This is a genomic window from Sphingomonas ginkgonis, from assembly GCF_003970925.1.
Lineage (GTDB): Bacteria > Pseudomonadota > Alphaproteobacteria > Sphingomonadales > Sphingomonadaceae > Sphingomicrobium > Sphingomicrobium ginkgonis.
Map to the genome: position 1 here is coordinate 459,672 of NZ_RWJF01000001.1, position 18,351 is coordinate 478,022.

Sequence of the window (18,351 nt, forward strand, 5' to 3'; positions counted from 1 at the left end):
CGGCCCCGCGAGTGTTGGAAGGCTCCGTAACAACCGCCGATTCGTCGGTGTGTGGACGCGTTGGCAAGTCTTCACTCGCCACCATCCCACCCCCGGTCGGCCCCCGTGTGGAGACGGACCATGACACAGCGCTACTGGGTGATCGGCGGCGAATATAGCGATTGCGCCTTCAGCCGGATCCAGCCGGGGACCGAGCGGGTCTGCGGCCCCTTCCAGGACGAGCTCAAGGCGCGGATGGAATGGCAGCGCCTGACCTTCCGCGACAATTGCGCCGCGACCGAACGCTACACCATCGCGATCGAGCCCCGCATCGGCGGTCGCTAACCGCGCCGCGGCGCTCAGCCGCTTGCACCACAACATAAAGAAGGAAACGCGCTTGTCTTACCAGTCGCAGACCACCACCGCCGCGCAGCTGATCGCCGGCAACGGCACCCCCTGGTCGGGGATCGACGCGGAAGCCGTGGCCCGGATGCGGCTGCAGAATCGCTTCGCCTGCGGGCTCGACATCGCCCGCCACACGGCCGAGATCATGCGCCGCGACATGGCGGCCTATGACGCCGACCCGGCGGCCTACACCCAGTCGCTCGGCTGCTGGCACGGCTTCATTGCCCAGCAGAAGATGATCAGCATCAAGAAGCATTTCGGCACGACCAAGGGGCGCTACCTCTACCTGTCGGGCTGGATGATCGCGGCGCTCCGTTCCGAGTTCGGGCCGCTGCCCGACCAGTCGATGCACGAGAAGACCAGCGTCCCGGCGCTGATCGAGGAGATCTACACCTTCCTCCGCCAGGCCGACGCGCGCGAACTGGGCGGCCTGTTCCGCGAGCTCGACAAGGCGCGCGAGGCGGGGAACGCGATCGAGGAGCAGCGGCTGCTGAACGCGATCGACAACCACGAGACCCACATCGTCCCGATCATCGCCGACATCGATGCCGGCTTCGGCAATGCCGAGGCGACCTACCTGCTCGCCAAGAAGATGATCGAGGCGGGCGCCTGCGCGATCCAGATCGAGAATCAGGTCTCGGACGAGAAGCAGTGCGGCCACCAGGACGGCAAGGTGACCGTCCCGCACGAGGACTTTCTCGCGAAGATTCGGGCGGTGCGCTACGCCTTCCTCGAGCTGGGGATCGACGACGGGATCATCGTCGCGCGCACCGATTCGCTCGGCGCCGGACTCACCAAGCAGATCGCCTTCAGCCGCGAGCCGGGCGACCTTGGCGACCAGTACAACGCCTTCCTCGACTGCGAGGAGGTCGGCGACATCGCGCAGGCGAACGGCGACGTCATCATCAACCGCGGCGGCAAGCTGCTGCGGCCCAAGCGGCTGCCGTCCAACCTCTACCAGTTCCGCCCGGGCACGGGTGCGGACCGCTGCGTGCTCGACTGCATCACCTCGCTTCAGAACGGCGCGGACCTGCTGTGGATCGAGACCGAGAAGCCGCACATCGAGCAGATCGCGGCGATGGTCGACCGCATCCGCGAGGTGATTCCCAACGCCAAGCTCGCCTACAACAACTCGCCCTCGTTCAACTGGACGCTGAACTTCCGCCAACAGGTGTTCGACGCGTGGGAGAAGGAGGATCGCGACCTGTCGGCCTACGACCGGGCGAGGCTGATGAGCGCGGACTACGACGGGACCGAGCTCGGCGCCGAGGCGGACGAGCGGATCCGGACCTTCCAGCGCGACGCCGCGGCGCGGGCCGGCATCTTCCATCACCTCATCACCCTGCCGACCTATCACACGGCGGCGCTGTCGACCGACAATTTGGCGCGCGAGTATTTCGGCGACGCCGGGATGCTCGGCTATGTCCAGAACGTCCAGCGCGAGGAGATCCGCCAGGGGATCGCCTGCGTGAAGCACCAGAACATGTCCGGCTCGGACATCGGCGACGATCACAAGGAATATTTCGCCGGCGAGGCTGCGCTCAAGGCGGGCGGCGTCCACAACACGATGAACCAGTTCGCCGCCTGACATCGTTCTGGTTGATAAGAAGGTGGCCCGGGCAGCACCCGGGTCACCTCGCCTCGTTCGCGCCGGGAAGGATCCCCCATTCATGAATGCACCGACCCAGCAGGACGGGATCGTCGTCGACCCGGCACTCGCCCAGTTCATCGAGGCCGAGGTCCTCCCCGGCACCGGTCTCGACCCCGACCGCTTCTGGCGCGGCGCCGACGAGATCTTCGCCCGCTTCGCCCCGCGCAACCGGGACCTGCTCGCCCGCCGCGACGAGCTTCAGGCGCGGATCGACGCCTGGCACGAGGAGCGCCGCGGCCGGCCGCTCGACCCGGCGGACTACCAGCGCTTCCTCCGCGAAATCGGCTACCTGGTAGAGGAGCCGGGGCCTTTCACGATCGGCTCGATGAACATCGACGCGGAGATCGCCACCACGGCCGGCCCGCAGCTGGTGGTGCCGATCCTCAACGCGCGCTTCCTCCTCAACGCGGCGAACGCGCGCTGGGGCAGCCTCTACGACGCGCTCTACGGGACCGACGCGCTCGGCAGCCTGCCCCCGGAGGGTGGCTATGACCGTGCGCGCGGGGCCGAGGTGGTCGCCTTCGCCCGCCGCTTCCTCGACGAGACGGTTCCCGGCTGGGAAGCCGCGCTGACCGGCGGCGACTGCCCGTATCGCTTCGCCACCCGCGAGGGCGGGCTGCTGTTCGAGCATCACGGCCTCCACATCGAGCTGGTGATCGATCGCGACCACCCGATCGGCCGCGACGACCCGCTCGGGATCGCCGACGTGGTGCTGGAGAGCGCGCTCACCACCATCTGCGACCTTGAGGACTCGGTCGCCGCGGTCGACGCCGAGGACAAGGTCTCGGCCTACCGCAACTGGCTTGGGCTGATGCGCGGCGACCTGACCGCCAGCTTTGCCAAGGGCGGCCGGACCGTCCACCGCGCGCTAGAGGACGACCGCGAGTGGAGCTGGAGCACGGGCGAGCGGTTCACCTTACCGGGCCGGAGCCTGCTGCTGGTCCGCAACGTCGGCCACCTGATGACCACGCCCGCCGTTCGCCTCGCCGACGGCTCGGAAGCGCCCGAGGGCATCCTCGACGCGATCGTCACCAGCCTGATCGCGCTCCACGACCTGCGCGGGACAAACCGCCGCAACAGCCGGACGGGGTCGATCTACATCGTCAAGCCGAAGATGCACGGGCCGGAGGAAGCCGCCTTCACCAACGACCTGTTCGACGCGGTCGAGGACCTGCTCGGTCTCGAGCGCCACACGATCAAGGTCGGGGTGATGGACGAGGAGCGGCGCACCTCGGCCAATCTCGCCGCGACGATCCGCGCGGTGCAGGGCCGGATCATGTTCATCAACACCGGCTTCCTCGATCGCACCGGAGACGAGCTGCACACCTCGATGCGGGCCGGGCCGATGATCCGGAAGGGCGCGATGAAGGAGAGCGGGTGGATCAAGGCCTATGAGGCGCGCAACGTCCAGATCGGGCTCGCCTGCGGGCTTTCCGGCAAGGCGCAGATCGGCAAGGGGATGTGGGCCGCGCCCGACCGGATGGCCGACATGCTAGAGCAGAAGATCGGCCATCCGCGCGCCGGCGCCAACACCGCCTGGGTGCCGAGCCCGACCGCCGCGACGCTTCACGCGCTCCATTATCACCGCGTCGACGTGTTCGCCCGGCAGGAGGAGCTCAAGGCCGAGCCGACGCCCGGGCTCGACGCGCTGCTGACGATCCCGCTGGCGAACGGCGCCAACTGGTCGCCCGAGGAGATCCGCGAGGAGCTCGACAATAATGCGCAGGGAATCCTCGGCTATGTCGTCCGCTGGATCGACCAGGGCGTCGGCTGCTCCAAGGTGCCCGACATCCACGACGTCGGGCTGATGGAGGACCGCGCGACGCTGCGCATCAGCTCGCAGCACCTCGCCAACTGGCTGCTCCATGGGGTGTGCACGGCCGAGGAGGTCGACGCCGCGCTGCTGCGGATGGCCGCCAAGGTCGACGCGCAGAACGCCGGCGACCCGCTCTACCGACCGATGGCGCCGGACCCGCAGGCCAGCATCGCCTTCCAGGCGGCCCGCGCGCTGGTGTTCGAGGGGCTGGAGCAGCCCAACGGCTACACCGAGCCGCTGCTGCACCGCTTCCGGCAGGAGGCGAAGGCGGCGGGCTGATCCGCCCTTCCGCGGGTCGATAGCATCAAGAAAAAGGGCGCCGAGGTTTCCCCCGGCGCCCTTCCTGATCTCGCCTGGAGCGGACCGCTTACTCGGCGGCCAGCGCCTCGCCCTGCGGCGGCAGCTTGCCGCGGACGGACGCGAGCAGCGCGCTGAACGCGGCGCCCTCGTGCATCGCCATGTCGGCCAGGACCTTGCGGTCGAGGTCGACGCCCGACAGCTTCAGCGCGTGCATGAACTGACCGTAGGTCAGCCCCTCGGCGCGGACGGCGGCGTTGATGCGCTGGATCCAGAGGGCGCGGAAGCTCCGCTTCTTCACCTTGCGGTCGCGATAGGCGTACTGCCCGGCCTTCTCAACGGCCTGGCGGGCGACCCGGATCGTGTTCTTGCGACGGCCGCGATAGCCCTTCGCCTGCTCCAGGATCCGCTTGTGCTTGGCGCGCGTGGTAACGCCGCGCTTGATGCGTGCCATTTCCCGCTACTCCTTACTTGAGGCCGTAGGGCGCCCAGAGCTTGACCCGCGCCGTATCGGCGTCGGCCAGCACTTCGGTGCCGCGGTTCTGGCGGATATACTTGGCGTTGTGGCTGATCAGCCGGTGGCGCTTGCCAGCGACCCCGTGCTTGATCTTGCCGGTCGCCGTGAGCTTGAAGCGCTTCTTGACGCCGCTCTTGGTCTTCAGCTTGGGCATTTCGTCTCCTTGTGTCCCGTGCGGGACGACGTTTGCGAACAGCCACGGCAGCCCTTTCGGCCGGGCCGTTCATGTTTCCAACGAGCTTGGAAGCGACGCGCCTATAGGCAGGAGCCGCGCTCTTGTCGAGTCGGGCTTACCAGGGGACCCGCGCGCCATCCCACTGGAAGAACTCACCCGCGTCCTTCGGTCCCAGGCCGGCGATGACCTTGCGCAGCCCGGCGATGCTCTCCTCGGGTTCGAGCGGGGCGCTCCGCCCGCCCATGCGGGTCTTGACCCAGCCTGGATGGAACATGGTCGCGATCACCCCCTGCGAGCGGGTTTCGAGCGCGAGGTTGCGCCATGCCATGTTGAGCGCGGTCTTTGACGAGCGATAGGCGAGGTAGCCGCCCGAGCTGTTGTCGGCGATCGACCCCATGCGGGTGCTGATCGCGATGAGCTTGCCGCGCGCCTCCGCGACCCGCGGCAGGACGGCGCGGGCAAGCAGATAGGGGGCGATGGTGTTGACGGTGAAGGTCCGGCCCCACTCGGCCGCGGCGTTCGCGTCGTCGACCGCGCCGGGTCCGTAGGTGCCGGCATTGGCCACCAGCAGGTCGAGCGGGCCGTCGAGCCGATCGCCGACCCGGGCGACCTGGTCGAGGTCGTTTAGATCGAGTTGCTCGACCCGGACGCCGAGCTGGCTCAGCTCCGGGCTCTCCTCGCGGGCGGTGACGATGACGGTCCAGCCGTCGGCGGCATATTGGCGCGCGAACTCGAGCCCGAGCCCGCGGTTCGCGCCTGTAATGAGGACAATAGGCATGCCGCATCAACGCGGGCGGCGCGACGGGTTCCCTAGTCGAACAGGCTCGACACGCTGCTTTCGTCGGCGATGCGGCGGATCGCCTCGGCGATCAGGGGAGCGATGGTCAGGCGGCGGACCTTGCAGTCCTTGGGGTCGGGTTCGCCGCTCCAGATCGAATCGGTGACGACCAGCTCGCTCAGCTCCGACCTGGCGACCCGGCTCACCGCCGCGCCGGACAGTACGCCGTGGGTCGAGTAGGCGACCACCTCGATCGCCCCCTGCTGCTTGAGCGCGGCGGCGGCGTTGCACAGCGTTCCGGCGGAATCGACGATGTCGTCGATCAGGATGCAGAAGCGATCCGTCACGTCGCCGATGATGTTCATGACCTCGGACTCGCCGGCCCGCTCGCGCCGCTTGTCGACGATCGCCAGCGGGGCGTTGCTGAGCCGCTTGGCGAGCCCGCGGGCGCGGACCACGCCGCCGACGTCGGGCGAGACGACGGTGATCGGCTGGGTGGCGAAGCGGGCCTGGATGTCCGCCGCCATCACCGGCGCGCCCCACAGATTGTCGGTCGGGATATCGAAGAAGCCCTGGATCTGCCCGGCGTGGAGGTCGACCGAGAGGACCCGGTCGGCGCCCGCGGTGGTGATGAGGTTGGCCACAAGCTTGGCGCTGATCGGGGTGCGCGGGCCGGGCTTGCGGTCCTGCCGGGCATAGCCGAAATAGGGGAGGACGGCGGTGATCCGCTTGGCCGAGGCGCGCTTCAGCGCGTCGATGCAGATCAGCAGCTCCATCAGATTGTCGTTGGCCGGGTAGCTCGACGACTGGATCACGAACACGTCCTCGCCGCGGACATTCTCGAGGATTTCGACGAAGATCTCCTCGTCGGCGAAGCGGCGGACGCTGGCCTGGGTCAGCGGCAGTTCGAGATAGTCGCTGATCGCCTTGGCGAGCGGCAGGTTGGAATTGCCGGCGAGCAGTTTCATGCGGTCCCCCGAGGTACGATCCTCGCCTTCCTCTAGCGGGCGCCGGGCCCGCGCGGAAGGCGGCTTTGCCCGCCCTAGCGACTCTCGCTACAGGCTCGGCCGATGACCGACCGGCTGACCATCGCCCTCGCCCAGATGAACCAGCGCGTCGGCGACCTCGCCGGCAACGCCGAGGCAATCCTCGAGGTGCGCCGCCGTGCCGGCGACGTCGACCTGGTGGTGGTGCCCGAGCTCCAGCTGACCGGCTATCCGCCCGAGGACCTGGTGCTCAAGCCGAGCTTCGTCCGGCGCACGATGGAGGAGGCGGCGCGGCTGGTCGCGCTGACCGCCGACGGCGGCCCCGCGCTGGCGTTCGGAACGATTGTCGAACAGGACGGCCGGCGCTTCAACGCGCTCGTCGTCGCCGAGGGCGGGCGCGAGCTGTTCGTCACGCTCAAGCGCGAGCTCCCCAACTACGGCACGTTCGACGAGAAGCGCATCTTCGACAGCGGCCCGCTGCCCGAGCTGTTCGCCTTCCGCGGCGCGAAGATCGGCTTCCCGATCTGTGAGGACATCTGGCTCGAGGATGTCTGCGAGCATCTCGCCGCGGCCGGCGCCGACTTCTTCCTCGTCCCCAACGGCAGCCCCTACGAGCTCGACAAGGACGAGCGCCGGCAGACGCTGGTGCGGAGCCGGGTCGCCACCACCGGATGTCCGATCGCCTATCTCAACCGGGTCGGCGGGCAGGACGAACTGGTGTTCGACGGCAGCAGCTTCGTGGTCGCGGCCGACGGCGAGCTGGTCGTCCAGATGCCCGACTGGGACGAGGCGCTGCTCGTCACCGAATGGGTGCGCGGCGCCGATGGCTGGTCCTGCGTGACCCGTGCCTCGCACGCGCTCGACGACCATCCGGCCGACATCTACCAGGCGATGATCGTCGGGCTGCGCGACTATGTCGGCCGCAACCGCTTCCCGGGCGTGGTGCTCGGCCTCTCGGGCGGGATCGACAGCGCGCTGTCGGCGGCGATCGCGGTGGACGCGCTCGGCCCGGACAAGGTGTGGGGGGTGATGCTTCCGTCGGGCTACACGAGCGGCGAGAGCGTGGCGGACGCCAGGGGTAGCGCCGACCTGTTGGGGATCCGCCATGACGTCATCTCGATCCGCCCCGGGGTCGAGGCGCTCGCCACCATGCTGGAGGATGCGTTCGCGGGCGAGCAGCCCGGGCTCGCCGAGGAGAATATCCAGTCGCGGCTGCGGATGGTGACGCTGATGGCGCTCAGCAACAAGTTCGGACACATGCTGCTCACCACCGGCAACAAGAGCGAGATGAGCGTCGGCTACGCCACGCTCTACGGCGACATGGCGGGCGGCTACAATGTGCTGAAGGACGCTTACAAGACGACGGTCTTCACGCTTTCGCGCTGGCGCAACGCGAATCGCCCGGAGGGCGCGCTCGGCCCGGCCGGGCCGGTGATGCCCGAGCGGGTGATCACCAAGCCGCCCTCGGCCGAGCTTCGCCCCGACCAGAAGGACGAGGACAGCTTGCCGCCCTACGAGCTGCTCGACGCCATCCTCGTCGGGCTGGTCGACGAGGAGCTGTCGGTCGCCGAGGTGTGCGGGCGGACCGGGGCCGAGCGCCCGCTCGTCGCCGAGATCGAGCGGCTGGTCCTGCTTGCCGAGTACAAGCGTCGCCAGGCCCCGCCGGGGGTCAAGATCGGCGGCCGCAACTTCGGGCGCGACCGCCGCTATCCGATCACCAACGGCTTCCGGACGGGCAACTGAGATGAGCATCGTCACCCGCTTCGCGCCCTCGCCGACCGGCCGGCTGCATGTCGGCAACATCCGGACCGCGCTTCACAACTTCCTGTTCGCCCGGCGCCACGGCGGCCGCTTCCTGCTGCGAATCGACGATACGGATGCGGAGCGTTCGACCGTCGGATTCGACCAGGCGATCCGCGACGATCTGACGTGGCTGGGGCTCGGTTGGGACAGGCTGGAGCGGCAGTCGGCGCGCACCGGCCGCTACGAGGAGGGGTTCGAGCGGCTGCGTGCGGCCGGGCGGGTCTATGCCTGCTACGAGACGCCGCAGGAGCTCGACCTCCGCCGCAAGATCCTGCTCGGGCGCGGGCTGCCGCCGGTCTACGAGCGGCCGGAGGGCGAGAATGCGCCGGTCGATGGACGCCGGCCGCACTGGCGCTTCCGTCTCGACCACCAGGCGCCGATCGGCTGGAGCGACCTCATCCGCGGCGAGCAGAGGTTCGATCCGTCGCTGCTGAGCGATCCCGTGGTCCGCCGCGAGGACGGCAGCTGGCTCTACCTCCTGCCGAGCGTGATCGACGACATCGACATGGGCGTGACGCATATCGTCCGCGGCGAGGATCATGTCTCGAACAGCGCGGTGCAAATCCAGATGTTCGCCGCGCTCGGCGCCGGCGTTCCCGCCTTCGCGCACGAGGCGTTGCTGGTCGCGGCCGAGGGGAAGCTGTCCAAGCGGCTCGGCGCGACCGGGGTCGACGCGCTTCGGGAAGCGGGGATCGAGCCGATGGCCCTGCTCTCGCTGCTGGCCCGGATCGGCACCTCGCAGCCGGTCGAGCCGATCGGCCGGCTCGAGACGCTCGCCGACGATTTCGACTTCGCCCATTTCGGCCGCGCCCCCGCGCACTTCGACCTGCACGAGGTGGAGCTGCTCAACAGCCGGCTGCTGCACCAGCTCGACTTCGCGGCGGTGAAGGCGCGGCTGCCGCAAGGGGTTGCCGAGGCGGACTGGGCGCTGCTGCGCGGCAATATCGCGCATCTGAGCGAGTTCGCCGACTGGCTGCCGGTGCTCGATGGCGAGATCGGACCGCCGGTGCTGGCCGCCGAGGACCGGGCCTTCCTCCGCGACGCCGCCGCGGCCGCCGACGCGCTCGACTGGGCGGCTGGCCCGTGGGCAGCGCTGACCCAGGCCCTGAAGGCGAGCAGCGGGCGCAAGGGCAAGCCGCTGTTCCTCCCGCTCCGACTCGCGCTGACCGGGCGCGAGAGTGGGCCGGAGATGGCGCCCCTCGTCGAACGGATCGGCCGCGAGCGCAGTCTCGATCGCCTCCGCGCCGCCTCAAGCTGACCACCGCCTTCCGGTCAAAGAGTCCCCTCTTGCGCTGCCTATGTGATGATGTAACATCCACTCACCAGTGAGAGGAGGTTGCCATGCTCGACTATGCTTCCGCCCGTCGTCCCGCTCACCAGCGCCACCCGGTGGCGCTCGGCCTGATCATCGCCGGACACGCCGCCGCGCTGTTCGCCGTGATCACCGCCAAGATGGAGGTCGGAACGCCCTGGCACCCGGTCATCACCCGGATCACCGAAGTCCCGCTGCCGCCCGACTCGCCGCCGTTGCCGCCGCCGCCCAAGGCCGACCCGCGCCCCACCCCCCATCCGCAGTCGATCAGCAGCATCGATCGGCCGGTCGAGAAGGTCGTCCTCCCCCTTCCTGGCGGCCCGGTCACCGTGCCCGGGCCGACCGCCGGTCCCGATCCCTTTCCGATCGGCCCGGTCGTCCAGCCCCCGCCGCCGCTCCCCCCGCCGTTGCCCAAGACCGATCCGGTTCGCCGCGACGCCGTGCTCGCCACCAGTGCCGACGAGCTCCGCCCGCCATATCCGGAAGCGATGCGCCGGCTCGAGAAGGAAGCCACGCTCCAGCTCCGGCTCAGCATTGACGAGCGCGGGCGGGTGACGGCGGTCGAGCCGATCGGCCCGGCCGAGCCCGCCTTCCTCGACAGCGCGCGACGGCAGATCCTGTCGCACTGGCGCTACCGGCCGGCCACCGAGGATGGGCGACCGGTCGCGACCAGCCTGGTGATCCGCCTCCGCTTCCAGCTCGACGAGGGCTGAGCCCGGTTCCGCGGCGGGGGCTGGCACCCGGCCCGCTCCCGCCCTATCTCTTTCCGCATGGGTTTCTTTCCCCGTCCCGCTTCGCCCCGCGACGCCATCGCCGACCTGCTGACCGTCATGCGCCGACGCAGCCGGACCCAGTGGCTCGGCGTTGCCTTCGCCCTGCTGGCGACCGCGATCGTGCTCATCCTCTTCTACGTCGACCCGCAGGTGAACACCGCGCCGCCGCGCACCATCACCTTCGTCGACAGCTGGCCCGCCAACCGCACCGACGCGCAGATCGAGGCCGACCAGAAGAAGGACCAGGCGGCGCGCGAGAAGGCGGCCAAGGCCAAGCAGGCCGAGTTCCAGAAGATCCAGAAGTCGTTCGGCATGTGAGCGACGACGGGGGGCATATGGCGGAGGCGGTGGCGCTCGGCGCCGCCATGCGCGGGCGGACCGCTCCCAATCCCAACGTCGGCTGCGTGATCGTCCGCGACGGGGTGGTCGCCGGCCGCGGCGCCACCCAGCCGGGTGGCCGGCCCCACGCCGAGGCGGTCGCGCTGGCCGAGGCCGGCGAGCGGGCGCGCGGGGCCACCCTTCACACCAGCCTCGAGCCCTGCGCGCACCGCAGTCACCGCGGCCCGACCTGCGCCGCGTTGATCGCGGGAGCGGGCGTGGCGCGGGTGGTCGCGGCGATCGAGGACCCGGACCCGCGGACCCGCGGCGAGGGCTTCGCCATGCTCCGCGCCGCGGGGGTGGAAGTCAGCGTCGGCGCGGGCGCCGAGGCGGCCCGGCGGAGCATGGAGGGCTTCCTAACCCGGCTCGCGCTGGGCCGCCCCTATGTCACGCTCAAGCTTGCGCTCTCGATCGACGGCAAGATCGCGCTTCCCTCCGGCGAGTCCAAGTGGATCACCGGCGGCGACGCGCGCGCGCACGTTCATCTCGCCCGTGCCCAGGCGGACATGATCCTGGTCGGGCGCGGCACCTTGCTCGCCGACCAGCCGCGCCTCGATGTCCGCCTCCCGGGGCTGGAGGACCGCTCGCCGCGCCGAGCGCTGCTCACCCGCGGCGAACCGGTCGCGGGGTGGGAAATCCTCCGCTCGCCAGAAGACATCTTCCGCCTCCATAACGTCAACGACCTGCTGGTCGAGGGCGGGTCGGGCGCCGCCACCGCCTTCCTCTCCGCCGACCTCGTCGACCGGATCCTCATCTACCGGGCGCCGATCATCATCGGCGAAGGGCGCTCGGCGCTCGGCTATATCGGGCTGGAGGCGATCGCCGACGCGCACGGGCGCTGGCGCTCGGCCGACGGGCGCTCGCTCGGGGTCGACCGGCTCGAGGTCTACGAACGGGTGCGCGAGCCGGCCGCATAGCCGATCTCGCGATACCATTTGGTCAGCACATATTTGACCCCGCGCCGCACCTTCATGCCTTGGTGCAGGGTCGCCGGGTTGGGGCTGCCGTCGGGAAGCAAATTATTCCAGGCGAGCAGCTTGCCCGCCTCCGGCTGGACCGTCTTGCCGATCGCCTTGAACCGCGTCGCGCCGCCGTCCTCGACGAGGTTGAGGTAGATCATCGCGGTCCAGCTGCGCTGTCCGGCCTCGGCGCAGTGGAGGAAATAGTCGGCGCGGCCCGGCTCGAACGTGTCGGTGTGCGGCTTGAACTCCTGCCCGGGGGCGTAGCGCTGCCCCTGCAGCGGCTCGCCGAGCGGTTCGCCCAGCCCGAGCAGCGCGTCGATCCGCCGCTCCACCGCCGCGACAGCGGGGTCGCCGCCGTCGAGATCACCGGTTTCGCTGGTCCGGAACTGCGTCTGGCCGAGATCGTCGGCGATGGTCGAGGGGCGGCGCACCCGGTCGATCCGCTCGATCATCGCCGCGCAGCTTGCCGGGTCGAGGAAGTCGCGGACGACGAACAGGTCGAGTGCGGCGTTCGGCACCCGCTGCACCCCCGGCGTGGACCGCAGCCGCTGGCCCGGGCCGTCGACCATGCGGACTAGCGGGCCGAGCCCGACAGCAGGGCCGCGCTCTCGATCTCGTCGAGCGCGCGGTGCACCCCGACATAGCGTCGCGCCCGCATCACCCAGCCGCCGGCGCCGTTCGCGCCGGGCAGGCGCATCGTCTCGGCCAGCGCCTGGTCCACCTGGCCCGAGGCGAGGCGGGCCTGCGCGCGGTCGAAGGTGGCGGCCGGCCGCGGGCTCGGCACGTCGGAGCGGCGGATCGAGACAAGCGAGCCGAGCTCGCGCCGGGTCGCCGTCCACCAGCTCTCGTTGGGGCCGCTGGTCCGCAGCGCCGGCCCGAGCGCCTCATATTCGTCCTCCAGCTGGTCGAGCCGGACGGGGTCGCGAGCCCCGGTGATCACGGTCGAGACCGCGTTTGGATGGGCGTTGCCGAAGCGGTCGACGAGCAGGCCCTCGAGATAGCCCAGCGGCACGCCCCGATCGACCGCGCGGCGCGCGGCAAAGGCGACCAGCAGCGCGTCGGCCCGGCCGGCCGAGCCTTCGGCCCGCTGGGTCGCGTTCTCGACCCGGGCGAGCCGTTCCTCGAGCATGGCGATCCGGGCCTCCGCCTCGGCGTCCGCGGCTGCCAGCGTGCCTGCAGCCGGGGCCGGCTGGGCCAGCGCGGCGACCGTTCGCGCCGGGCTGCCGGCGTCGGTGCCGGCGCGAAAGCCGAAGAATTGCGCGGCCTGGTCGTTGTGGGCGAGGCCGTAGACCGCGGCGGCGGCGCCGCCGGCCATCAGTAGCAGGACCAGCAGCAGCCAGCCCAGCAGTCCAAGACCTCTCTGTTGACCGCTCATGCTCATCCCGCGCCGCCGTCATGGCACAGCCGCGCCGCCAGCGGAAGCAGGACGGAATCGGCGGGCTCGGCGGCGGCTGCGACCCGCCTCCAGCCCGGGCCAGCGGCCGCGGCGGCGGCCGGGCTGATCGCCGCCACGCCGATCCGCCCGCGATCGAGCTGCTGCGCGTCCGCCAGCTCGGCCAGCCGCGCCCCGGCGCGGAGCGAATGGACCAGCGCGACCTGCCCTTCCAAGACCGCGAGCGGCGGGGCGGGAAGCATCGCCGAGCGATAGATGGGGATGGCGGTGACCGGCTGGCGCGCGGCGACCGCGATGCGGTCCTCGCCGCAGGGGTGGAGCAGGCGGAGGTGCGGGGGCAGATCCGAGAGCAGGGCCTGAACCCCGCCGGTGCCGCGGCTCGCCACCGCATAGCCCGCCGCCTCGGCCGCACGCGCAGTCGCCGCGCCCACCGCATGGACGGGCAGCTCGCGGCACCGCCCGTCCAGCATCCGGGCGGCATTGGCGCTGGTGAGGAGGAGCGCATCGAAGCCGCCCGCCGGCAGCACCGCCGCGAGCGGCTGGATCTCGAACAGGGGAACGGCGATGGCCTCAAGACCCATGCCCCGCGCCCGCGCCATCGTCCGGCTCGCGCCGGGCTCGGGGCGGAGCACGACCAGCCCGGTCACGCCGAGAACAGCATCCGCACCGCCGGCGGCGCGCGGTCGAGCAGCGCGCGGCCGAGCGCGGCGGAGGCGGCCACGTCGTCGGCCGCGAAGACGGTCTCGCCGCGCACCTGCTCGCCGCCGTCGCTGCTCAGCAGCTCGGCCTCCAGCCGGATTTCCTCGCCGCGGAGCGTCGCCAGCGCCGCGACGGGCGAGTGGCAGGTGCCGCCGACCGCCCGGGCGAAGGCGCGCTCGGCGGAGACGCAGGCGTGGGTCGCCGCGTGATTGATCGCCAGGAGCAGTGCGCGGACCTCTGCGTCGTCGGCGCGGCACTCGATCCCGACCGCGGCCTGGCTCGGGGCGGGCAGCATCTCCTCGATCCCGATCGGCGCACCGACCCCCGCCAGCCCGAGCCGGTCCAGCCCGGCGGCGGCGAGCAGGGTCGCGTCGAACTCGCCGATCTCGAGCCGGGCCATGCGGGTGCCGACGTTGCCGCGGATCGTCTCGACCCGCAGGTCGGGGCGCAGCCGGAGCAGCTGGGCCATCCGCCGCGGCGAGCTGGTCCCCACCTTGGCCCCTTCGTCCAGGCTCTCGATCGCGGGGGCGCCGAGCAGCCGGTCGCGGACATCGGCGCGGGGCAGCATCGCCGCGACGCACAGCGCGGGCGGCCGCTCGCTCTCGACGTCCTTCATCGAGTGGACGGACACGTCGGTCTCGCCGGCGAGCAGGGCGAGGTCGAGCTCCTTGGTCCACAGCGCCTTGCCGCCGACCTCGGCGAGCGGGCGATCCTGGATCCGGTCGCCGCTGGTCCGGACGGTGACGATCTCGACCGTGCAGCCGTGCGCGGTCCGCAGCGCGTCGGCGACCATGCCGGCCTGCGCCAGCGCGAGCGGCGAACCGCGGGTTCCGATCCTCAGGCGGCGATCCATCGGCCGCCCCCTAGCCGAGAGCGGCCGGGTGAGGCAAAGGCGGGGCGCGAATGACCCTCGTCCTCGGCCTCGAATCCTCCTGCGACGACAGCGCGGTGGCGCTCGTCACCGGCGACCGGCAGATCCTCGCCCAGGCGGTGGTCGGGCAAAACAGCGCGCACCAGCCGTTCGGCGGGGTGGTTCCGGAGATCGCCGCGCGGGCCCATGTGGCGGTGCTCCCCGGGCTGATCCGCCAGGTGCTGGACGAGGCGAGAGTCCGGATCGCCGCGGTGGACGCGGTCGCCGCCACCGCCGGACCGGGGCTGATCGGCGGCGTCATGGTGGCACTGCTGGCGGGCAAGGGGCTGGCGCTGTCCGCCGGCAAGCCGCTGGTCGCGGTCAACCATCTCGAAGGGCATGCCCTGTCGCCGCGGCTGGCCGACCCGGGGCTCGAGTTCCCCTATCTCCTGCTGCTGGCGAGCGGCGGCCACTGCCAACTGCTCGAGGTGCGCGGCGTCGACGACTATCGCCGGCTCGCCACCACCATCGACGATGCCGCGGGCGAGGCGTTCGACAAGGCCGCCAAGCTGCTCGGCCTGCCTTACCCCGGCGGCCCGGCGATCGAGGCGCTGGCGCGGGAAGGCGATCCGGCCGCGGTCCCGCTGCCGCGCCCGCTGCTCGGCTCGCGGGAGCCGCACTTCTCCTTCGCCGGCCTCAAGAGCGCGGTGCAGCGCGCGGTGGCGAGTGGCGCCCATCGGCCCGCCGACATCGCGTCGAGCTTCCAGCAGGCGGTGATCGACTGCCTCGTCGACCGCACCGCGCGGGCGCTCGCGGCCAGCGACGCCCCGACGCTCGTCGTCGCCGGCGGGGTGGCCGCCAACCAGGCGATCCGCGGCGCGCTCGCCGGGCTGGCGGAGCGCGAGGGTCGCGCCTTCTCGGTCCCGCCGGGCTGGCTGTGTACCGACAATGCCGCCATGATCGCCTGGGCCGGGGCGGAGCGGCTCGCGGCCGGGCGAACCGACCCGCTCGACACGCCGCCGCGGGCGCGCTGGCCGCTCGATCCGGTGGCGGAGACGGTGCGCGGGGCGGGGGTCAAGGCATGAGCATCGAACGGATCGGGGTTGTTGGCGGCGGTGCATGGGGCACGGCGCTGGCGCAGGTCGCCGCGGCGGGCGGGCGCGAGACGCTGCTGTGGGCGCGCGAGCCCGCGGTGGTCGAGAGCATCAACGCCGAGCGGCTCAACCGCCTGTTCCTCCCCGCGGTGCCGCTGTCGAGCGCGGTGCGCGCCACCGGTGAGCTCGCCGCGCTTGCCGACTGCGACGCCGTGCTGGTGGTGACCCCGGCGCAGCACATGCGCGCCGTGCTCGCGGCGCTGCCCGACACCACGGCGCCGCTCATCCTCTGCTCGAAGGGAATCGAGGAGGCGAGCGGACGGCTGCTCCACGACGTCGCGCACGAGGTCCGGCCGCAGGCGCCCGTCGCCGTCCTCTCCGGCCCGACCTTTGCGCACGAGGTGGCCGCCGGCCTCCCCACCGCGGTGACGCTGGCGGTCGCCGACCCGGCGCTCGGCGCGACGCTGCGCGACCGGCTCGCCGTGCCCGCTTTCCGGATCTATCTCAGCGACGACGTCGCCGGGGCGGAGATCGGCGGGGCGGTAAAGAATGTGCTGGCGATCGCCTGCGGCGTGGTCGAGGGGCGCGGCCTCGGCCAGAACGCGCGCGCCGCACTGATCGGGCGCGGCTTCGCGGAGATGACCCGCTTCGGCCTGGCGCTGGGGGCGCGGCCGGAGACGTTGACCGGCCTGTCCGGGCTCGGCGACCTCGTCCTGACCTGCTCCTCGACCAGCTCGCGCAACTACAGCCTGGGGGTCGGGCTCGGGCAAGGGCGGCCGGCCGCCGAGCTGATGGCCGACCGGCGCACGGTCGCCGAGGGCGCCTTCACCGCGCCGGTGCTGAAGCGGCTGGCGGAGGCGCACGGGATCGACATGCCGATCGTCGCCGCGGTCGAAGCGCTGCTGGCGGGCAGCGCCTCGGTCGACCAGGTCCTCGAAGCCCTGCTCAGCCGGCCGCCGCGATCGGAACACGCGTGACCGGCCGGCTTCGAACCGGTTCCGGTCGCGCCGGCTGGCAGCCGGGCCCTGGCCCGACCGCCCGGTCAGAAGTCGATCGCGATGCCCTTCTTTTCCCAGTCGCCGTAGCGGGTGGGATCGGGACGGCCTTCCTCCCCGGCGGGCGGCGGCGGGTCGACCGGCTCCGGCTCGGGGACGGGCGGGGACGGGCTCAGGTGAGCCGGCGGGTCGAGATGGCTCGGGCGCTTCATGCCGGGGAAGATGGGCGTTGAGGGAGCCGAAGCCAAGCACCGAAGGACTGGCGGAGCGCCGCGCCGCGCTGCGCATCCTCGACCGCGTGCTGCGAACCGGCCAGCCGATGGACAATGCGGCGCAGGGGATCGCTCCCGCCGACTTGCCGCTGGCGCTGGCGATCGCCGGCGAGACGCTGCGCCGGGTGCCCCAGCTGGATGCGCTGATCGACGGCGCCACCCGCCTGCCGCTCGCCGACGACGCCAAGGCCCGCATGGTGCTGCGGCTCGCGCTGGCGCAGAAGCTGGCGCTCAATGTCCCCGATCATGCGATCGTCGCGACTGCGCTGCCGCTGGTGGAGGGCGGGCCCCGCCGGCTGGTCCATGGCGTACTCGGAACGCTGCTCCGGCGCGGAGTCGGCGCCCGCGACGACACGCCGCTGCCGCCCGCGGTGGAGGAACGCTGGGGCGAGGCGTGGGGCACCGGCATGGTCGCCGCGGCGCGCCGCTCGATCCTCCGCCGGCCGCCGCTCGACCTCAGCTTCAAGGACGAGGACGCCGCGACAAGCTTCGCCGCCGCCAGCGGGGGCACGAGCCTCGCCCCCCGCCATGTCCGCCTCTCCTCCGCCACCCCGGTCACCGAGTTGCCCGGCTTCGCGGCGGGCGACTGGTGGGTGCAGGACCTCGCTTCCTCGCTCCCGGCACGGCTGGTCCCGACCGGGGCACAGACGGTGCTCGACGCCTGCGCAGCGCCGGGCGGCAAGACGCTCCAGCTCGCTGCCGCCGGTCACCGGGTCACCGCGCTCGACCGGAGCGGAAGTCGTCTGGCACGACTGCGCGAGAATTTCGGGCGGACCGGCCTCGCCGCCGAGATCGTCGCGGCCGACCTCCTCGACTGGGAAGCGCCGGAACCCTTCGACGCCGTCCTGCTCGACGCGCCCTGCTCGGCCACCGGTACCTTCCGCCGCCACCCCGAGGTGCTGCACCGGGTTCGTCCGTCCTACATCGAGGAAGCCGCCGCCCTGCAGCGCCGGCTGCTCGACCGCTCGGCGGGCCTGGTCCGGCCCGGCGGAACGCTCGTCTACGCGGTCTGCTCGCTCGAGCCGCAGGAGGGCGAAGCGGTGATCGCCGCCTTCCTCGCGGACCGCCCCGACTACCGCCTGACGCCGTCGCCGGTCGCGCTGCCGGTGCCTGTCGACGAGGGTGGCCGGATCCGCGTCCTGCCCGGCTTGCTCGAGGATGAGGGCGGGATCGACGGCTTCTTCACGGCACGCCTTGTCCGGGCCGCCGCTTAGCG

General features: G+C 71.7%; 20 protein-coding genes. 11 read left to right on the top strand and 9 right to left on the bottom strand.

Annotation, left to right across the window (positions count from 1 at the left end; genetic code table 11):
• Positions 1-120: 120 nt before the first annotated feature.
• The 3 genes from HMF7854_RS02285 (at position 121) to HMF7854_RS02295 (ending at position 4,130) form a co-directional block, all read left to right on the top strand.
• On the top strand, positions 121-324 hold the full coding sequence (locus HMF7854_RS02285; RefSeq protein WP_126717622.1) for a DUF4170 domain-containing protein: 204 nt from the start codon (positions 121-123) through the stop codon (positions 322-324).
• A gap of 52 nt (positions 325-376) precedes the next feature.
• Positions 377-1,972 carry an isocitrate lyase gene (locus HMF7854_RS02290; protein ID WP_126717623.1) on the top strand — a complete coding sequence of 532 codons (1,596 nt, stop codon included), beginning with the start codon at positions 377-379 and terminating at the stop codon, positions 1,970-1,972.
• A gap of 82 nt (positions 1,973-2,054) precedes the next feature.
• On the top strand, positions 2,055-4,130 hold the full coding sequence (locus tag HMF7854_RS02295; RefSeq protein WP_126717624.1) for a malate synthase G: 2,076 nt from the start codon (positions 2,055-2,057) through the stop codon (positions 4,128-4,130).
• An 88-nt stretch (positions 4,131-4,218) separates the two neighbouring features.
• On the opposite strand, the gene rplT is transcribed toward HMF7854_RS02295, so the two are convergent.
• The 4 genes from rplT to HMF7854_RS02315 form a co-directional block, all read right to left on the bottom strand.
• Positions 4,219-4,602 carry a 50S ribosomal protein L20 gene (gene rplT, locus HMF7854_RS02300; RefSeq protein ID WP_126717625.1) on the bottom strand — a complete coding sequence of 128 codons (384 nt, stop codon included), beginning with the start codon at positions 4,600-4,602 and terminating at the stop codon, positions 4,219-4,221.
• Between the two features lie 13 nt (positions 4,603-4,615).
• The gene (gene rpmI, locus HMF7854_RS02305) at positions 4,616-4,819 is read right to left on the bottom strand and encodes a 50S ribosomal protein L35 (protein WP_126717626.1); all 204 of its coding nucleotides are present in this window, start codon (positions 4,817-4,819) and stop codon (positions 4,616-4,618) included.
• Positions 4,820-4,955: 136 nt separating this feature from the next.
• The gene (locus HMF7854_RS02310; protein ID WP_126717627.1) at positions 4,956-5,618 is read right to left on the bottom strand and encodes an SDR family oxidoreductase; all 663 of its coding nucleotides are present in this window, start codon (positions 5,616-5,618) and stop codon (positions 4,956-4,958) included.
• Between the two features lie 32 nt (positions 5,619-5,650).
• On the bottom strand, positions 5,651-6,586 hold the full coding sequence (locus tag HMF7854_RS02315; protein ID WP_126717628.1) for a ribose-phosphate pyrophosphokinase: 936 nt from the start codon (positions 6,584-6,586) through the stop codon (positions 5,651-5,653).
• 102 nt (positions 6,587-6,688) lie between these two features.
• On the opposite strand from HMF7854_RS02315, the gene HMF7854_RS02320 reads away from it, so the two are divergent.
• The 5 genes from HMF7854_RS02320 (at position 6,689) to ribD (ending at position 11,787) form a co-directional block, all read left to right on the top strand.
• Positions 6,689-8,347 (top strand): NAD+ synthase, encoded by a 1,659-nt coding sequence (locus HMF7854_RS02320; RefSeq protein WP_126717629.1) that lies wholly within the window; start codon positions 6,689-6,691, stop codon positions 8,345-8,347.
• A gap of 1 nt (position 8,348) precedes the next feature.
• The gene (locus HMF7854_RS02325) at positions 8,349-9,665 is read left to right on the top strand and encodes a glutamate--tRNA ligase (protein WP_126717630.1); all 1,317 of its coding nucleotides are present in this window, start codon (positions 8,349-8,351) and stop codon (positions 9,663-9,665) included.
• Between the two features lie 83 nt (positions 9,666-9,748).
• A complete protein-coding gene (locus tag HMF7854_RS02330) occupies positions 9,749-10,432 on the top strand; it encodes an energy transducer TonB (RefSeq protein WP_126717631.1) in 684 nt (227 codons plus the stop codon).
• Between the two features lie 57 nt (positions 10,433-10,489).
• Positions 10,490-10,810, top strand: coding sequence for a hypothetical protein (locus HMF7854_RS02335; RefSeq protein WP_126717632.1), 321 nt, complete (start codon positions 10,490-10,492; stop codon positions 10,808-10,810).
• Positions 10,811-10,827: 17 nt separating this feature from the next.
• Complete coding sequence (gene ribD, locus HMF7854_RS02340; RefSeq protein WP_126720016.1) at positions 10,828-11,787, top strand: bifunctional diaminohydroxyphosphoribosylaminopyrimidine deaminase/5-amino-6-(5-phosphoribosylamino)uracil reductase RibD; 960 nt, start codon at positions 10,828-10,830, stop codon at positions 11,785-11,787.
• On the opposite strand, the gene HMF7854_RS02345 is transcribed toward ribD, so the two are convergent.
• Genes HMF7854_RS02345 through hemC form a run of 4 tightly spaced genes read right to left on the bottom strand, consistent with a single transcriptional unit; the run spans position 11,757 to position 14,777 of the window.
• Positions 11,757-12,401, bottom strand: a complete 645-nt coding sequence (locus HMF7854_RS02345) for a prolyl hydroxylase family protein (RefSeq protein ID WP_126717633.1) — start codon at positions 12,399-12,401, stop codon at positions 11,757-11,759. The two genes, ribD and HMF7854_RS02345, sit on opposite strands and share 31 nt — an antisense overlap.
• Before the next feature lie 5 nt (positions 12,402-12,406).
• Complete coding sequence (locus HMF7854_RS02350; protein WP_126717634.1) at positions 12,407-13,207, bottom strand: hypothetical protein; 801 nt, start codon at positions 13,205-13,207, stop codon at positions 12,407-12,409.
• A 2-nt stretch (positions 13,208-13,209) separates the two neighbouring features.
• Positions 13,210-13,872: a uroporphyrinogen-III synthase gene (locus HMF7854_RS02355; RefSeq protein WP_239016801.1), complete on the bottom strand. Its 663-nt coding sequence runs from the start codon at positions 13,870-13,872 to the stop codon at positions 13,210-13,212.
• A complete protein-coding gene (hemC, locus tag HMF7854_RS02360) occupies positions 13,869-14,777 on the bottom strand; it encodes a hydroxymethylbilane synthase (protein WP_126717635.1) in 909 nt (302 codons plus the stop codon). Before hemC ends, HMF7854_RS02355 begins: the two co-directional genes overlap by 4 nt.
• 50 nt (positions 14,778-14,827) lie before the next feature.
• Between hemC and tsaD the strand changes: the two genes are divergently transcribed.
• Entirely contained in the window at positions 14,828-15,859 is a 1,032-nt protein-coding gene (gene tsaD / locus HMF7854_RS02365; protein ID WP_126717636.1) for a tRNA (adenosine(37)-N6)-threonylcarbamoyltransferase complex transferase subunit TsaD, read from the top strand.
• Positions 15,856-16,845 (top strand): NAD(P)H-dependent glycerol-3-phosphate dehydrogenase, encoded by a 990-nt coding sequence (locus tag HMF7854_RS02370; protein WP_126717637.1) that lies wholly within the window; start codon positions 15,856-15,858, stop codon positions 16,843-16,845. Before tsaD ends, HMF7854_RS02370 begins: the two co-directional genes overlap by 4 nt.
• 65 nt (positions 16,846-16,910) lie before the next feature.
• On the opposite strand, the gene HMF7854_RS02375 is transcribed toward HMF7854_RS02370, so the two are convergent.
• Complete coding sequence (locus HMF7854_RS02375) at positions 16,911-17,075, bottom strand: DUF1674 domain-containing protein (protein ID WP_126717638.1); 165 nt, start codon at positions 17,073-17,075, stop codon at positions 16,911-16,913.
• Between the two features lie 17 nt (positions 17,076-17,092).
• On the opposite strand from HMF7854_RS02375, the gene HMF7854_RS02380 reads away from it, so the two are divergent.
• Positions 17,093-18,349 carry an RsmB/NOP family class I SAM-dependent RNA methyltransferase gene (locus HMF7854_RS02380; protein ID WP_239016802.1) on the top strand — a complete coding sequence of 419 codons (1,257 nt, stop codon included), beginning with the start codon at positions 17,093-17,095 and terminating at the stop codon, positions 18,347-18,349.
• The last annotated feature ends 2 nt before the right edge of the window (positions 18,350-18,351 follow it).

Coding starts and splice junctions, on each gene's coding strand:
- HMF7854_RS02325 (WP_126717630.1), top strand. CDS start 8,349: ATGAGCATCGTCACCCGCTTCGCGCCCTCGCCGACCGGCCGGCTGCAT.
- ribD (WP_126720016.1), top strand. CDS start 10,828: ATGGCGGAGGCGGTGGCGCTCGGCGCCGCCATGCGCGGGCGGACCGCT.
- HMF7854_RS02315 (WP_126717628.1), bottom strand. CDS start 6,586: ATGAAACTGCTCGCCGGCAATTCCAACCTGCCGCTCGCCAAGGCGATC.
- HMF7854_RS02345 (WP_126717633.1), bottom strand. CDS start 12,401: ATGGTCGACGGCCCGGGCCAGCGGCTGCGGTCCACGCCGGGGGTGCAG.
- rpmI (WP_126717626.1), bottom strand. CDS start 4,819: ATGCCCAAGCTGAAGACCAAGAGCGGCGTCAAGAAGCGCTTCAAGCTC.
- HMF7854_RS02370 (WP_126717637.1), top strand. CDS start 15,856: ATGAGCATCGAACGGATCGGGGTTGTTGGCGGCGGTGCATGGGGCACG.
- HMF7854_RS02320 (WP_126717629.1), top strand. CDS start 6,689: ATGACCGACCGGCTGACCATCGCCCTCGCCCAGATGAACCAGCGCGTC.
- tsaD (WP_126717636.1), top strand. CDS start 14,828: ATGACCCTCGTCCTCGGCCTCGAATCCTCCTGCGACGACAGCGCGGTG.
- HMF7854_RS02375 (WP_126717638.1), bottom strand. CDS start 17,075: ATGAAGCGCCCGAGCCATCTCGACCCGCCGGCTCACCTGAGCCCGTCC.
- HMF7854_RS02285 (WP_126717622.1), top strand. CDS start 121: ATGACACAGCGCTACTGGGTGATCGGCGGCGAATATAGCGATTGCGCC.
- HMF7854_RS02310 (WP_126717627.1), bottom strand. CDS start 5,618: ATGCCTATTGTCCTCATTACAGGCGCGAACCGCGGGCTCGGGCTCGAG.
- HMF7854_RS02335 (WP_126717632.1), top strand. CDS start 10,490: ATGGGTTTCTTTCCCCGTCCCGCTTCGCCCCGCGACGCCATCGCCGAC.
- rplT (WP_126717625.1), bottom strand. CDS start 4,602: ATGGCACGCATCAAGCGCGGCGTTACCACGCGCGCCAAGCACAAGCGG.
- HMF7854_RS02295 (WP_126717624.1), top strand. CDS start 2,055: ATGAATGCACCGACCCAGCAGGACGGGATCGTCGTCGACCCGGCACTC.
- HMF7854_RS02330 (WP_126717631.1), top strand. CDS start 9,749: ATGCTCGACTATGCTTCCGCCCGTCGTCCCGCTCACCAGCGCCACCCG.
- hemC (WP_126717635.1), bottom strand. CDS start 14,777: ATGGATCGCCGCCTGAGGATCGGAACCCGCGGTTCGCCGCTCGCGCTG.
- HMF7854_RS02350 (WP_126717634.1), bottom strand. CDS start 13,207: ATGAGCGGTCAACAGAGAGGTCTTGGACTGCTGGGCTGGCTGCTGCTG.